Here is a 14,519-nt window from a genome sequence, read left to right on the forward strand (position 1 = left end):
CTGGACAGGGAATGAAAGTAAACCCGCAGAGATCGCTCTGGTTTAAAAAACCCGCGAAGGTTACCATAGCCGTCTCATTTTAGCAGTGAAATTTTTTAGCAATGCGTGTATTGGGCATAGAGACATCCTGTGACGAAACCGGGATCGCGATCTTCGATGATCAAAAAGGGATCCTTTCCCACCAGTTGTACAGCCAGGTCAAGCTGCATGCGGACTACGGCGGCGTCGTTCCCGAGCTCGCCAGCCGGGACCATGTACGCAAGACGATCCCCTTGATCCAGGCCGCCTTGAAAGAGGCCGGACTTGGCAAGGATGACATCGATGGCATCGCCTATACCGCGGGGCCAGGTCTCGTTGGTGCCATCCTGGTCGGGGCGACCATAGGCCGCTCGTTGGCGATGGCCTGGGACAAGCCGGCCATCGCCGTACATCACATGGAAGGCCACCTGCTGGCCCCCATGCTGGAAGAGAAGGCCCCCGAGTTCCCCTTCGTGGCGCTCTTGGTTTCCGGCGGCCACTCCATGCTGGTCCGGGTCGACGGTATCGGCAGCTATCAGCTGCTGGGCGAATCGATCGACGATGCCGCCGGTGAGGCGTTCGACAAGACCGCCAAGCTGATGGGTCTGGACTACCCCGGTGGTCCGCTGCTCTCCCGGCTGGCAGAAAAGGGCACCACTGGACGCTTTACCTTCCCGCGTCCCATGACCGACCGTCCCGGGCTCGACATGAGCTTCTCCGGTCTCAAGACCTTCGCCGCCAACACCATCGCCGCCAACGGCGATGATGAGCAGACCCGTGCCGACATCGCCCGGGCGTTTGAGGATGCGGTGGTCGACACCCTGGCCATCAAGTGCCGTCGTGCCCTGAAAGAGACCGGTCTCAATCGTCTGGTCGTGGCAGGCGGCGTCAGCGCCAACCGTCATCTGCGCGCCCAGCTGGCCGAGCTGATGGAGAGCCTCAAAGGTGAAGTCTTCTACCCGCGCACCGAATACTGCACCGACAACGGCGCCATGATCGCCTATGCCGGCATGCAACGCCTGAAGGCGGGAGTCTTCGAACCCCTCGTCGTCAAGGCCGTGCCGCGCTGGCCGCTGGATACCCTGGATCCGGTGTGATCCTGACGATCCACGACAAAAAGAAAGGGGCCTGCGGCCCCTTTTTCATCTTGATGACGGTATTCATACCCGTTTAGTTGGTGCGGAACAACGCTTCGATGGAGAGTCCCTGCCCCAGCAGGATCTCCCGCAAGCGGCGCAACCCTTCTACCTGGATCTGACGCACTCGCTCGCGGGTCAGACCAATCTCGGCGCCCACGTCTTCCAAGGTGGCCGGTTCATAGCCGAGCAGACCGAAACGGCGGGCCAGCACTTCGCGCTGCTTGGGATTCAGCTCCTCCAGCCAGTGCACTATGCTGCTGCGCATGTCATCTTCCTGGGACTCCAGCTCGGGCCCCATGCCGCGCTCGTCGGAAAGTACATCCAGCAGCGCCTTGTCGCGATCGCCACCAATGGGAGTATCCACCGAGGTGATCTTCTCGTTGAGCTTGAGCATGCGATTCACATCGTCCACAGAGCGATCCAGTGCAGAGGCGATATCCTCGGCGGTCGGCTCATGGTCGAGACGATGAGAAAGCTCGCGCGCAGTGCGCAGATAGACGTTCAGCTCCTTGACCACATGGATGGGCAGACGAATGGTACGGGTCTGGTTCATGATGGCCCGTTCTATGGTCTGGCGGATCCACCAGGTGGCATAGGTAGAGAAACGGAAGCCTCGCTCGGGGTCGAACTTCTCGACGGCGCGGATAAGGCCGAGGTTGCCCTCTTCGATGAGATCCAGCAGCACCAGGCCGCGGTTGTTGTAGCGCCGGGCAATCTTGACCACCAGGCGCAGGTTGGATTCGATCATGCGCTTGCGCGCCGCTTTGTCGCCACGCAGGGCACGGCGGGCGTAATAGACTTCCTCTTCGGCCGTGAGCAAGGGGGAGAAGCCTATCTCCCCCAGATAGAGCTGGGTGGCGTCCATTACCTTGTTCAGCTCTGGCGCCATCAGTTCATCGGAAATGGTTTCTTCGGCTTCGGCCACCACTTCCTGAACCTCTTCTTCCTCCTGAACCTCCAGCTCCTCGTCGAACTCTAACTCTGCATCCTGCATTACCAGTTGTTCTTGGCTCATGATATCTCTCCCTGACCTACACCAGAGTAAGACTCAGCTCTCTGAGTTAACGCTTTGGCAAATAGCCCATCGGGTTGATCGACTTGCCTTTGTACCGGATTTCAAAGTGCAAGCGCACATCCGGCGCATCCGTGCTACCCATATTGGCGATAACCGCTCCGCCCTTCACGGTGTCTCCCTCCTTGACCCTCAACTCATCGTTGTGAGCGTAGGCGGAGAGGTAGTCATCGTTGTGCTTGAGAATTATCAGCTTGCCATAACCTCGCAGTGCACTGCCCGCATAGACCACTTTGCCGCTGCTCGCAGCGTAAATGGGTTGGCCCTTCTGGCCGGAAATGTCGATGCCCTTGTTGCCTTGTTCCGCAACGGAGAAGCCTTCAACGATCCGCCCTTTGGTCGGCCAATGCCAGGAGAGTGTTGACGAGGAACTGACGGTTTTTTGTTCTTTCGCCTGAGCGTATGCTGTTGACGAGGCAGGAGCAATCGTTTTCTGAGCAATAAATGGTGTGGTCGTACCTGCCGGAGCCGTGGCCAGGGGTTTGGGCCCCGTGCTGGTCACAACCGGTGTGGTTGCTGCCACCATCTGACCACCCGAGGAACCCGCTCCCCCCACATTGAGCACCTGGCCCACGTGCAATGCATAAGGAGCCTGGAGGTTGTTGCGCTGGGCCAAGGCCTGGTTGGAAAGACCGAACTGGCGACCGATGCTGCTCAATGTATCGCCACGGCGCACCTCGTAACTGCCAGACCCCGTCACGCTGCCACGACTGACAGGGCTGCCGACGGTTGCCACCGCCATGGGGGCGGAAGCGCCATCGAGCCTGAGCTGCTGGCCGGGATAAATGTTATAGGGGGGAGTGATGCCATTGATGCTGATAAGCGAGGCCACATCCATGCCAGAACGAAATGCAATGGAGTAGAGAGTGTCTCCTTTGACCACGGTGTACCCGTTGCCTGCAATGCCGGGCTTGGTCATACCTTGACGCACGGGGATGGTCGAAGCGACCTGATCATTGCCCAGGCTGTGCACCGGAGCCGCAGTCTTGCTGGAGGAACAGGCAAGCAGCAGCCATGACAACACGACGACACCGCTACCTTGCCAAACACGCGAACACATAGTGGATCCTTAACGACTAAACCAGAAATAGGCCGCAACGGCCAAACCAATACAGAGCCAGCCCAGCACATCCACATAGTGCATCAGCTTGCGCTCCATCTTCTCGCCGCCCCAGCGCATCAGACCTGCAACCAGGAAGAAGCGCATGCCACGACCGATCAGCGAGGTCAGGATGAAAGGCAACAGTGCCATGTGGAGCAAGCCAGCCGTGACGGTAAACACCTTGTAGGGGATCGGCGTGAAGCTGGCAATAAAAATAACCCAGATGCCCCACTGCGCGAACCACTGCTCGGCCAGGGCAATCTTGTCCTCATAGCCAACCGAGGTCACCAGCGGCTGCACCACTGGCTCCCACAGGGCATAGCCGAGCAGATAACCAAACAGGGCGCCCAGCACCGAAAAGAGGGTGGCCAGCGCGGCATAGTGCCAGGCGCGATGAGGTTTGCCGAGCGCCATGGGCGCCAGCATCACATCCACCGGAATGGGCCAGAAGATGGATTCAATAAAGGCGGTGATGGCCAGATACCAGGGGGCATACTTGTGGCGTGCCCACTGCATCACCAGAACATAAAGGCGGGAAAACAACTTCACTCGACATCTCCGTCAATCAGGGGAACGAAACGTACCGGCTCCAGGATCCGGCTGGTGAGCTGGGAGCCCGATCGCTCGATGAGCTGCAGGGTCTGCTGGCCATCACCCACCGGCAACACCAGACGACCACCGTCAGCCAGCTGATCGGTCAGGGCCTTGGGGACCTCACTGGCCGCCGCCGTCACCAGAATGGCGTCGAAAGGGCCCTTGTTGGGCCAACCTAGCCACCCATTGCCGTGCTTGGCCGACACATTGTGCAGATCGAGCTGGCGCAATCTGCGCCGGGCCTGAAACTGCAGCGACTTGATCCGCTCCATGGTGTAGACATGCTCCACCAGGTGGGCCAGTACCGCCGTCTGGTAGCCCGATCCCGTCCCGATCTCCAGCACATGGGCCGGATCGTTCTGGATCAGCAGCTCGGTCATGCGCGCCACGATGTAAGGCTGGGAGATGGTCTGCCCATGGCCGATGGGCAGGGCAGTATTGTCCCAGGCCTTGTGGGCCATGGCCTCATCCACGAACAGCTGGCGCGGCACCTTCGCAATCGCCGCCAATACGCGGAAATCGCGGACATCCTGGGCAATCAGTTGATTCAACAGGCGCTGTACTATCACAACGTCATCCCTGCAGATCCAGCCACGCGCCCAGGGTCGACAGACTGCCGTAGGCCGTCATGTCGATGGTCAGGGGAGTGATGGAGACATAACCCTGCTCGATGGCGGCAAAGTCCGTTCCCTCTCCCGCATCCTGCTGGTTGCCGGGGGGGCCAATCCAGTAGACGGGCTGACCACGGGGATCCTCGGTGCGGATCACCGACTCCGCCCGGTGGCGATTGCCAAGACGCGTCACCCTGATCCCCTTGATCTGCTCGAGCGGCAGGTCCGGCACATTCACGTTGAGGATCTGATCCGCAGGCAACGGATGCACCATCAGCCCCCGCACCAGCTTGGCGGCGTAGTGGGCTGCACTGGCGAAATGAGTCTTGCCCACCAGCGATACGGCGATGGAGGGGAAACCAAGATGACGCCCTTCCGTCGCGGCCGCCACCGTCCCCGAGTAGATGACGTCATCCCCCAGGTTGGCCCCGTGATTGATACCGGCCACCACCATGTCGGGCTCAGGGCGCAGCAGTTCGTTAACCGCCAGATGAACGCAGTCGGTCGGCGTCCCCTTGACCGCATAACTCTTGATGCCGTGAAAACTGGACGCATCGAGGCGGGTGACCCGCAGCGGTACTTCCAGCGTCAGGGAGTGGCTGGCACCGCTGCGGTTGCGATCCGGCGCCACCACCACGACCTCGCCACAGGCACGCAACGCCTCGCTGAGGGCGCGAATACCCTCGGCGTGTACCCCATCGTCATTACTGACCAGAATTCGCATCGGTTGAGTTCCTGAAACCGTGATCGGCCTCTTCGGCCTGCATTAACTCTCGTACCACGCTGGTGGCAAAGGCGCCGGCAGGCAGGAAGAACGACAAGGTCAGCACCTCGTCCTCCCGTTGCCAGCTCATCTGCTCCGGCTTGAGCAGCAGCGGGCGCCTGTCCTGATCCAGCCCGACTTTCTCCAGTCCTTCGCACCAGTCACCATAAGGAGCCAGCACTTCTTGCTCGAACTCGGCAGCAGCGCCCTGGCTCGCCAGACGGCCACGGCCCCACTGGGGAGCGGTCAGCTGCACGTCTCCGGAGGCAAGGCGAGCCTCCAGCTCGGGAGTCACGCTCTCTTCGCTGAAGATGGAGTGGCTGCCCTTGAGCATCACGCAGTCGCCTGCCAGCAGCTGATGGGCCAGTCCCTGCTCGATGCGGGCGCTGACGATGGCATTGAACAGCATGCTGCGGGCGGCGGACAGATAGAGGGATCGCTTGTTGCGATCCTTGATCCGTTTGCCGGCGAACATCGCCTTGGCGGCCTCCAGGTTGTTGCCACCTCGGCCGAAACGCTGCTCGCCGTAGTAGTTGGGCACCCCCTGGGTTGCAATCGCCTGCAGACGGGATTCCAGCCCGTCGGCCTGCTCCAGCCCGGTGAGGCGCAGGGTGAAGTGGTTGCCCTTGAGATAGCCGACCCGCAGCTTCTTGTTGTGGCGCTTCACCTCAAGGATCCGGATGTTGTCGTTCTCGATGACCGAGAGATCCGGTTCGCCCTTGCCCGGCAGATGGATGCCGAACCACTGTTCGGTCACCGCATGGCGATCTTTCAGACCAGCCCAGGTCACCGCATTACGGGCAACCCCGGCCGCATCGGCCAGCAGGCCAGCCACCCAGGCGGTATTCTCGCCGGTTTTGCGTACCCGGACGAAGATGTGTTCCCCCTCGCCACAAGGTGCAAACCCGAGATCTTCATTGACCACGAAGTCGGCGGCCTCGGCCTTGAGGATGCCGCGAGCACTGGGCGTCCCGTGCAGATAGGCAAGTTGTTCAAGCATCATTGTTTCACCAGCAAGACGACGGCTTCGGTGGCGATCCCTTCCTTGCGCCCCGTGAATCCGAGTTGTTCGGTGGTGGTCGCCTTGACGTTCACCCGGTTCAAATCACATTGCAGATCTGCGGCCAGCACGGCGCACATGGCGTCGATATGGGGGGCCATCTTGGGGGCCTGGGCGATGATGGTCACATCCAGGTTGCCGATGGCATAACCTGCGAGCTGCACGCGGGCAAAGACATCCCGCAGCAGGATGCGGCTGTCGATGCCCTTGAATTCGGCGGCGGTATCGGGGAAGTGGCGGCCGATGTCGCCAGCGCCGATGGCCCCCAGCAGGGCATCGCTCACCGCATGCAGCACCACGTCACCATCGGAGTGGGCCAGCAGGCCCTGTTCATAGGGCACCGCCACCCCGCCCAGCATGCAGGGACCGACCCCGCCAAACTTGTGAACATCAAAACCATGTCCGATCCGCATCATGCCTGCGCCCTCCTCAATACACGGAAATCTGTCTCATCAAAACCATGTCCGGTGCGGATCATGCCTGCTCCTCTGGGGATGAATCGGGTCGTGCCGACCGGCACGCACGTTGTTGCTGTAAATAGAGCCCGGCCAGGGAGAGATCTTCCGGCCGGGTCACCTTGATGTTATCGGCCCGCCCTTCCACCATGCGCACGGGGAAACCGGCGCGTTCCATGGCGGAGGCTTCATCGGTGATGGCAGCGCCGAGCGCCAGCCCCTCCTCCAGCGCCCGCTTGAGGGGGCGGACTAAAAACATCTGGGGCGTCAGGGCATGCCAGAGCTGCTCGCGATCCACGGTGGCGAGGATATTGCCGGCCGCATCGGTGCGCTTCATGGTATCGCGCACCCGGCTGCCGAGGATGGCACCGCCAGAGGCCATGGCGGCAGCAATGAGCGCATCGAGATCCTCGTGGGTCAGACAGGGCCGGGCGGCGTCATGCACCAGTGCCCACTCCCCTTCTGCCATGTGCAACGCATTGAGCACGGAGAAGGCGCGCTCGCTTCCCCCTTCCACTCGCAGCACCCGCGGATCGGTTGCCACGGTCAGCGTCTCAAACCAGCGGTCGTGGGGCGCCAGCGCCACGATCACACGGGCGATGGCGGGATGGGAGAGCAGACGCTCCAGGGTGTGCTCCAGAATGCATTTCCCTGCCAGGGACAGGTACTGCTTGGGGCAACTGGCCCCCATGCGACTACCAATACCGGCAGCCGGGACGATGGCGGTCAGGCCGCTCAGGCTATCAGTCATCGTAGGGGGCACCATCAGGCTCCGTCACCTGATCCTTTTCTTTGGGAATGATTCGGTAGAAGGTCTCGCCCTGCTTGATGTAGCCAAGATCGTTGCGCGACAACTCCTCGATGGCCTCAAGGCCAGAGGTAAGATCGTCGATTTCGCGGTAAATCAGACTGTTGCGATCCTTGAGTACCAGGTTGTCCTGTTGCTGCCGCTCGATGGCGGTGGAGAGTTCCCGATAGTCGGAGAGGCCGTTTTTCCCCAGCCAGAGGTCATATTGCAGCCCTCCCAACAGGAGGAGCAGGATAAGAGTGAGTAGCCGCATGCACTGAGTCTCCTTCAAGCGGCCTAGTTTCCCATATTCGCAGGCAAGACAAAAGAAAGCCTGTGTGCCGGATGGGTTGGTCGGAATAAAAAATGCAGTTCGCACACGCCCATAAGCGCAGAACGAAAAAGCCCCGCCAGATGGCGGGGCTTTGTGAAGCATGAGCGCAGGCGAAAATTAAGCCTGGTTCTTCACTTCTTTCAGACCACGGAACGGAGCCTTGACACCCAGGGCTTCTTCGATACGGATCAGCTGGTTGTACTTGGCAACACGGTCAGAACGGCTCATGGAACCGGTCTTGATCTGGCCAGCAGCGGTACCCACAGCCAGGTCGGCGATGGTCGCGTCTTCGGTCTCACCGGAGCGGTGGGAGATGACGGCAGTGTAGCCAGCGTCTTTGGCCATCTTGATGGCAGCCAGAGTTTCGGTCAGGGAACCGATCTGGTTGAACTTGATCAGGATGGAGTTGGCGATGCCGTTGTCGATACCGCGCTTCAGGATCTTGGTGTTGGTTACGAAGAGGTCGTCACCCACGATCTGGATTTTCTTGCCCAGTTCGGCGGTCTGGTAGGCGAAGCCTTCCCAGTCGGACTCGTCCAGGCCATCTTCGATGGAGACGATCGGGAACTTGGTGGTCAGGTCAGCCAGGAAGTCGGAGAAACCGTTGGAGGTGAAGATACGACCTTCGCCCTTCAGGTTGTACTCTTTCTTCTCTGCGTCGTAGAACTCGGACGCAGCGCAGTCCATGGCCAGGGTGATGTCGGTGCCCAGTTTGTAACCGGCAGCGGCAACGGCTTCAGCGATCACTTCCAGCGCTTCGGCGTTGGATTTCAGGTTCGGAGCGAAACCACCTTCGTCACCGACGGCAGTGTTGTAGCCCTTGGACTTCAGCACTTTGGCCAGGTTGTGGAACACTTCTGCGCCCATGCGAACGGCTTCTTTCAGGGTCTTGGCGCCAACCGGCTGGATCATGAACTCCTGGATGTCGACGTTGTTGTCGGCGTGCTCACCACCGTTGATGATGTTCATCATGGGCAGCGGCATGGAGTAGACGCCCGGGGTGCCATTCAGCTCGGCGATGTGGGCGTACAGCGGCATGCCTTTGGCAGCAGCGGCAGCTTTGGCGTTGGCCAGGGAAACAGCCAGGATGGCGTTGGCGCCGAACTTGGATTTGTTCTCGGTACCGTCGAGGTCGATCATGATCTGGTCGACAGTGGCCTGGTCCTTGGCATCTTTACCCAGCAGAGCCTGAGCGATCGGGCCGTTGACGGCTTCGATGGCTTTCAGCACGCCTTTACCCAGGAAACGGCTCTTGTCGCCGTCACGCAGTTCCAGCGCTTCGCGGGAACCGGTGGACGCGCCAGACGGAGCGGCTGCCATACCAACAAAACCACCTTCCAGGTGAACTTCGGCCTCAACGGTCGGGTTACCACGGGAGTCGATGATTTCACGACCGATCACTTTAACGATCTTGGACATGTGTATTTCCTCAGGTTTCGTAAAAAAACAACAAAAATATGCCAAAAAAAGCGGCTGTGGCACAGAGCCCCAACCGCATTTATTTTCAATTACTTCAAATTACGCTTCTGATACTCGCCCGCCGCCTTCACAAAACCGGCGAACAGGGCGTGGCCATCACGGGGAGTCGAGGTGAACTCCGGGTGGAACTGCGCGGCCACGAACCAGGGGTGATCCGGGATCTCGATGATTTCCACCAGCTTCTTGTCGGCGGAGAGACCGGTCACCTTCAGACCTGCCGCTTCAATCTGCGGCAGCAGCTTGTTGTTCACTTCATAACGGTGACGGTGGCGCTCGTAAATGGTCGGGCTGCCGTACATCTGACGCACCTTGGAATCTTCCACCAGGTGGCAGAGCTGGGAGCCAAGACGCATGGTACCGCCCAGATCGGACTTCTCGGTCCGGGTCTCGACGTTGCCTTCGTCATCCACCCACTCGGTGATGAGACCGACCACGGGGTACGGGCTGTCTTTCTTGAACTCGGAGGAGTGGGCCCCTTCCATGCCCGCCACGTTGCGGGCGTATTCGATCAAAGCGACCTGCATGCCCAGGCAGATACCGAGGTACGGGATCTTGTTCTCGCGGGCATATTTGGCGGCCAGGATCTTGCCTTCCACGCCGCGTTCGCCGAAGCCGCCCGGTACCAGGATCGCATCCAGACCTTCCAGCAGCTCGGCACCACGGGTCTCGATGTCCTGGGAGTCGATGTACTTGATGTTGACGGAGAGACGGGTCTTCAGGCCACCGTGCTTGAGCGCTTCGTTGACGGACTTGTAGGCGTCCGGCAGGGAGACATACTTGCCCACCATGCCGATGGTGACTTCGGCAGTCGGGTTGGCCTCTTCATAGATGACCTGTTCCCACTCGGCCAGGTCGGCTTCTTTGCACTCGATGCCGAAGCGCTCGGTGATGTAGCCGTCCAGCCCCTGGGATTTCAGCAGCGCCGGGATCTTGTAGATGGAGTCGACATCCTTCATGGAGATGACGGCGCGCTCGGGCACGTTGCAAAACAGGGCGATCTTGGCACGCTCGTTGGCCGGAATGGCGCGGTCGGAGCGGCAGATCAGCACATCCGGCTGGATACCGATGGAGAGCAGCTCCTTCACGGAGTGCTGGGTCGGCTTGGTCTTCACCTCGCCGGCGGCGGCCAGGTAAGGAACCAGGGTCAGGTGCATGAACATGGCATTGTTGCGACCCACGATGGCCGCCAGCTGACGAATGGCTTCAAGGAACGGCAGGGACTCGATGTCGCCCACGGTACCGCCCACTTCGACGATGGCAACCTGATGGCCTTCGGCACCGGCAATCACCCGCTCCTTGATGGCGTTGGTGATGTGCGGGATTACCTGGATGGTGGCGCCCAGATAGTCACCACGACGCTCCTTGCGCAGCACGTCTGCATAGATGCGGCCGGTGGTGAAGTTGTTGCGGCGGGTCATCTTGGTGCGGATGAAACGCTCGTAGTGGCCCAAATCCAGATCGGTTTCGGCCCCGTCCTCGGTTACGAACACTTCACCATGCTGGGTCGGGCTCATGGTGCCCGGATCCACGTTGATGTACGGGTCCAGTTTCATGATGGTCACATCCAGACCACGGGCTTCCAGAATGGCTGCCAGAGAAGCTGCGGCAATGCCTTTGCCGAGGGATGAAACAACGCCACCAGTCACAAAAATATATTTGGTCGTCATGCTGAACCTGAAAGAAGTTTAGGGAATTTTAAGGGGTGCTTCGGGGATGAAGCAGGACGGGGAAACAGTATACCAAAACCCCCACTCCCAAACAATGAACAAAAATCTATCAGGCTCCCCGCCGCCCCGTCTTGCGCCAAATCAACTTTGCTCGGTTTCCTTGGCCCTGTTCCAGGCCTCGTCAAGCTTCTCCAGGGAGCAATCCGTCATTTTCAGACCTTCTGCGGCAATAAAGTGTTCAACCTGACGAAAACGACGCTCAAACTTGGTGTTGGCAGCCCTCAGCACCTGCTCGGGATCCTTGCCCAGATGGCGCACCAGGTTGACGGTGGCGAACAAGAGATCGCCGAGCTCGTCGCTCACCCGCCCCTCGTCCACATCCGCCATCAACACCTCTTCCATCACCTCGTCGATCTCCTCGTGGATCTTGTCCACCACGGGCCCCAGCGTCTTCCAGTCAAAACCGACGGTGGCGCAGCGCTTCTGGATCTTGGCGGCCCGGGTCAGGGCAGGCAGGGAGAGGGGGATATCGTCCAGCACGCTCTCCTTGTCGAGCGCCGCACGCTCTTTCGCCTTTTCCGCCTCCCAGTTCGCTTTAACCGCCTGCTCGTCACCCAGGTCGGCATCGGAGAAGACATGGGGGTGGCGGCGAATGAGCTTCTCGCTCACGGTATCGACGATGTCGGCAAAGTCGAACAACCCCTGCTCCTTGCCGAGCTGGGCATAGAACACCACCTGGAACAGCAGATCACCGAGTTCCCCCTTCAGCCCTTGCCAATCTTCGCTCTCGATGGCATCCGCCACCTCGTAGGCCTCCTCCAGGGTGTGCGGCACTATGGTCTGGAAACTCTGCTTGAGATCCCAGGGGCAGCCCCCGTTCGGGTCACGCAATCTGGCCATGATGTCGAGCAGTTGGGGAAGGTCGTAGCGTTGGGACATGGGCAACTCACTTTCGATTCGGTAAATGGGGTTCATGAAGATCCGCTCACGCCACTGTTCCACATGATGTGGAGCCATGGCGGACGGAGATGGGGTGCATGATAACCGTCTTCAATGCTCTGCAAGGAGGGAGAAAATGCAGACCGGCCACTGGGGCCGGTCTGTTGAGCATTACAGCCGCTTGGCGCTGATCACGTCGTTGAGCTGACTGAGCTTGGCCAATGCCCGGTTGAAGGCGTTGATGTTGTAAATCTCCAGCTCCATGTCGATTTCGGCGGTCTGCTCGCGCACGTTGGAGCGCGAACGCACCCCCATCACGTTGATCTTCTCGTTGGCGAGCACGGTGGTGATGTCGCGCAGCAGGCCGGATCTGTCGTTGGAGAGAATGCGGATGGTGAGACCGTAACCGCCGGAGTAGTTCTCCCCCCAAACCGCATCGATCAAGCGCTCCGGGTTGCGACGCGACAGTTCCTTGAGCTGCTCGCAATCCTCCCGGTGGATGGAAACCCCCCGTCCCATGGTGATGAAGCCCTGGATGGCGTCCCCCGGGATGGGCTGGCAGCAGCGGGCGATGTGAGTCATCAGGTTGCCCACCCCTTCCACCACGATGTGATCCTTGGGTTTGGGGCGGAAGGGCACATTGGCCTTCTGCTCCAGCTTCTCCAGCAGACGGCGATCTTCTTCTTCCGCCGTCGGCTTGTTGTAGCGGGTGTCCAGATAATTGAGCAGCTGGTTGATGCGGATGTCGCCGCTGCCGATACCGGCCAGCAAATCTTCCAGCTCCTCCGCATGGAAACGCTCCAGCACCACCTTGTCCACCTTGGAGAGAGTGAGGTTGTGTCTGTCCAGCTCTTTCTCCAGCAGCTCCTTGCCAGCGGCGATGTTCTTGTCCCGGTCCAGCTTTCTGAACCAGGTGGCCACCTTGGCCCGCGCCCGGCTGGAGCGCAGGAAGCCGGCGTTCGGGTTCATCCAGTCGCGGCTCGGGTTCGGCTCCTTCTGGGTGATCACCTCCACCTGGTCGCCGGTCTGCAGCGTATAGGTGAAGGGCACGATACGGCCGTCGATCTTGGTGCCGATGCAGCGGTGACCGATCATGCTGTGCACGTGATAGGCGAAGTCGAGCGGCGTCGCCCCTGCCGGCAGGTCGATGACATCGCCCTTGGGAGTGAAGACATAAACCCTGTCCTCGAACACCTGACTGCGCAGATCGTCCAGCAAGGAGCCGCTCTCCGAGAGATCCTCCTGCCAGGCGAGGAGTTTGCGCAGCCATTCGATCTTGTCTTCGAAGGTGCTGGTCTTGGCAGCGGGCTGTGCCCCTTCCTTGTAGCGCCAGTGCGCAGCCACACCGAGCTCCGCATCCTGATGCATCTGCTCGGTACGGATCTGGATCTCCACCGTCTTGCCCTCCTCCCCCACCACCACGGTGTGGATGGACTGGTAGCCATTGGGCTTGGGGTTGGCGACATAGTCGTCAAATTCGCGGGGAATATGGTGGAAATGGGTGTGAACGATACCGAGCGCCGCGTAGCAATCCTGCAGCCGCTTGGTGATCACCCGCACCGCGCGCACATCGAACAGCTCGTTGAATTCGAGGTGCTTCTTCTGCATCTTGCGCCAGATGCTGTAGATGTGTTTCGGTCGGCCATAGACCTCGGCCTCGACGCCGGCCTCGGCCAGGGCATCGCGCAGAGACTGCACGAATTCACGGATGTAGCGCTCGCGGTCGAGCCGTTTCTCGTCCAGTTGCTTGGCGATCTGCTTGTAGGTGTCCGGGTGCAGGTAGCGGAAGGCGAGATCCTCGAGCTCCCACTTGAGCTGACCGATACCGAGGCGGTTCGCAAGGGGGGCATAGATGTTGGTGATCTCCTGGGCCATCAGCACCCGGGTCTCCTCATCCGCCTTCTTCGCCTCACGCAGGCAGGCGATGCGCTCCGCCAGCTTGATGACCACGGCGCGCACGTCCTCGACCATGGCGAGCAGCATGCGGCGCACGTTGTCCACCTGCTCCGGCGAGGTTTCGCTGCGGTGAAGGGTTTGCAGGGAGCGGATGGCCTCCATCTCCAGCACCCCTTCCACCAGCTTGGCGATCTTGGGGCCGAAGTCCTCGTTCACCTTTTCCTGGCTGATGAGACCGGCTTCGACGAAGGGATAGAGAATGGCGGCCTTGAGGGTGGCGAGATCCATGCTGAGCATCAGCAGGATGCCCACCATCTCGACCCCGCGCACCAGCAGGCGGTTGGTGAGCGCTTCGTCACCCAGGGTCAGGCAATACTGGTAGACGGTTCGCAACTGATTCTTGTCACTTTCACTCAGGGTAAGGGAACTGACCCACTCATCCAGAGTGAAATTGTCTTTCAAATGAATATCGCGCACCGCAACCATGGTATCAATCCTTAAAAGTGTGGGGTCGAAAGCCGATGCTCTCCTCATCCCCTCATCAACTGATGACTGCCTCAAATGGGGATGCATGAAAGAGTTTTCAAGGCATGTCACCGCGCA

14 protein-coding genes are annotated in these 14,519 nt (G+C 60.1%); 1 reads left to right on the top strand and 13 read right to left on the bottom strand.

Translation table 11 applies throughout. From position 1 onward, the window contains the following. Positions 1-101 precede the first annotated feature (101 nt). Positions 102-1,115, top strand: a complete 1,014-nt coding sequence (gene tsaD / locus HKD46_RS09010) for a tRNA (adenosine(37)-N6)-threonylcarbamoyltransferase complex transferase subunit TsaD (protein WP_041213897.1) — start codon at positions 102-104, stop codon at positions 1,113-1,115. A 73-nt stretch (positions 1,116-1,188) separates the two neighbouring features. Here tsaD and rpoS read toward each other — a convergent pair whose 3' ends face one another. The 13 genes from rpoS to relA all read right to left on the bottom strand — a co-directional run bounded on the left by rpoS (position 1,189) and on the right by relA (position 14,402). Continuing rightward, positions 1,189-2,172 (bottom strand): RNA polymerase sigma factor RpoS, encoded by a 984-nt coding sequence (rpoS, locus tag HKD46_RS09015; RefSeq protein ID WP_052814807.1) that lies wholly within the window; start codon positions 2,170-2,172, stop codon positions 1,189-1,191. 46 nt (positions 2,173-2,218) lie between these two features. After that, positions 2,219-3,289, bottom strand: coding sequence for a LysM peptidoglycan-binding domain-containing protein (locus HKD46_RS09020; protein WP_010675621.1), 1,071 nt, complete (start codon positions 3,287-3,289; stop codon positions 2,219-2,221). Positions 3,290-3,298: 9 nt separating this feature from the next. Further along, positions 3,299-3,880 (bottom strand): YqaA family protein, encoded by a 582-nt coding sequence (locus HKD46_RS09025; RefSeq protein WP_010675622.1) that lies wholly within the window; start codon positions 3,878-3,880, stop codon positions 3,299-3,301. Beyond that, entirely contained in the window at positions 3,877-4,494 is a 618-nt protein-coding gene (locus tag HKD46_RS09030) for a protein-L-isoaspartate(D-aspartate) O-methyltransferase (RefSeq protein WP_010675623.1), read from the bottom strand. Before HKD46_RS09030 ends, HKD46_RS09025 begins: the two co-directional genes overlap by 4 nt. A gap of 4 nt (positions 4,495-4,498) precedes the next feature. Further along, entirely contained in the window at positions 4,499-5,260 is a 762-nt protein-coding gene (gene surE / locus HKD46_RS09035; protein WP_104454747.1) for a 5'/3'-nucleotidase SurE, read from the bottom strand. Then, positions 5,241-6,299, bottom strand: a complete 1,059-nt coding sequence (gene truD / locus HKD46_RS09040; protein WP_171865337.1) for a tRNA pseudouridine(13) synthase TruD — start codon at positions 6,297-6,299, stop codon at positions 5,241-5,243. The genes surE and truD overlap by 20 nt, the downstream gene beginning before the upstream one ends. Continuing rightward, a complete protein-coding gene (gene ispF, locus HKD46_RS09045) occupies positions 6,299-6,775 on the bottom strand; it encodes a 2-C-methyl-D-erythritol 2,4-cyclodiphosphate synthase (RefSeq protein ID WP_010675626.1) in 477 nt (158 codons plus the stop codon). The genes truD and ispF overlap by 1 nt, the downstream gene beginning before the upstream one ends. A 58-nt stretch (positions 6,776-6,833) precedes the next feature. Then, on the bottom strand, positions 6,834-7,565 hold the full coding sequence (ispD, locus tag HKD46_RS09050; RefSeq protein WP_010675627.1) for a 2-C-methyl-D-erythritol 4-phosphate cytidylyltransferase: 732 nt from the start codon (positions 7,563-7,565) through the stop codon (positions 6,834-6,836). Next, complete coding sequence (gene ftsB, locus HKD46_RS09055) at positions 7,558-7,875, bottom strand: cell division protein FtsB (protein WP_010675628.1); 318 nt, start codon at positions 7,873-7,875, stop codon at positions 7,558-7,560. Before ftsB ends, ispD begins: the two co-directional genes overlap by 8 nt. Before the next feature lie 177 nt (positions 7,876-8,052). Next, the gene (eno, locus tag HKD46_RS09060) at positions 8,053-9,354 is read right to left on the bottom strand and encodes a phosphopyruvate hydratase (RefSeq protein WP_171865312.1); all 1,302 of its coding nucleotides are present in this window, start codon (positions 9,352-9,354) and stop codon (positions 8,053-8,055) included. An 89-nt stretch (positions 9,355-9,443) separates the two neighbouring features. Continuing rightward, positions 9,444-11,081 carry a glutamine hydrolyzing CTP synthase gene (pyrG, locus tag HKD46_RS09065; RefSeq protein ID WP_039041042.1) on the bottom strand — a complete coding sequence of 546 codons (1,638 nt, stop codon included), beginning with the start codon at positions 11,079-11,081 and terminating at the stop codon, positions 9,444-9,446. Positions 11,082-11,222: 141 nt separating this feature from the next. Next, positions 11,223-12,020: a nucleoside triphosphate pyrophosphohydrolase gene (gene mazG, locus HKD46_RS09070; protein ID WP_109421796.1), complete on the bottom strand. Its 798-nt coding sequence runs from the start codon at positions 12,018-12,020 to the stop codon at positions 11,223-11,225. Between the two features lie 171 nt (positions 12,021-12,191). Beyond that, entirely contained in the window at positions 12,192-14,402 is a 2,211-nt protein-coding gene (relA, locus tag HKD46_RS09075; protein ID WP_109421795.1) for a GTP diphosphokinase, read from the bottom strand. Positions 14,403-14,519 lie beyond the last annotated feature (117 nt).

It is taken from the genome of Aeromonas sp. TW 6 (assembly GCF_013168745.1).
GTDB lineage: Bacteria > Pseudomonadota > Gammaproteobacteria > Enterobacterales > Aeromonadaceae > Aeromonas > Aeromonas caviae.

Excerpts from the sequence above, each read along its gene's own strand:
- tsaD (WP_041213897.1), top strand. The coding sequence starts at position 102 with ATGCGTGTATTGGGCATAGAGACATCCTGTGACGAAACCGGGATCGCG.
- rpoS (WP_052814807.1), bottom strand. The coding sequence starts at position 2,172 with ATGAGCCAAGAACAACTGGTAATGCAGGATGCAGAGTTAGAGTTCGAC.
- HKD46_RS09020 (WP_010675621.1), bottom strand. The coding sequence starts at position 3,289 with ATGTGTTCGCGTGTTTGGCAAGGTAGCGGTGTCGTCGTGTTGTCATGG.
- surE (WP_104454747.1), bottom strand. The coding sequence starts at position 5,260 with ATGCGAATTCTGGTCAGTAATGACGATGGGGTACACGCCGAGGGTATT.
- truD (WP_171865337.1), bottom strand. The coding sequence starts at position 6,299 with ATGCTTGAACAACTTGCCTATCTGCACGGGACGCCCAGTGCTCGCGGC.
- ispF (WP_010675626.1), bottom strand. The coding sequence starts at position 6,775 with ATGATGCGGATCGGACATGGTTTTGATGTTCACAAGTTTGGCGGGGTC.
- ispD (WP_010675627.1), bottom strand. The coding sequence starts at position 7,565 with ATGACTGATAGCCTGAGCGGCCTGACCGCCATCGTCCCGGCTGCCGGT.
- ftsB (WP_010675628.1), bottom strand. The coding sequence starts at position 7,875 with ATGCGGCTACTCACTCTTATCCTGCTCCTCCTGTTGGGAGGGCTGCAA.
- eno (WP_171865312.1), bottom strand. The coding sequence starts at position 9,354 with ATGTCCAAGATCGTTAAAGTGATCGGTCGTGAAATCATCGACTCCCGT.
- pyrG (WP_039041042.1), bottom strand. The coding sequence starts at position 11,081 with ATGACGACCAAATATATTTTTGTGACTGGTGGCGTTGTTTCATCCCTC.
- mazG (WP_109421796.1), bottom strand. The coding sequence starts at position 12,020 with ATGTCCCAACGCTACGACCTTCCCCAACTGCTCGACATCATGGCCAGA.
- relA (WP_109421795.1), bottom strand. The coding sequence starts at position 14,402 with ATGGTTGCGGTGCGCGATATTCATTTGAAAGACAATTTCACTCTGGAT.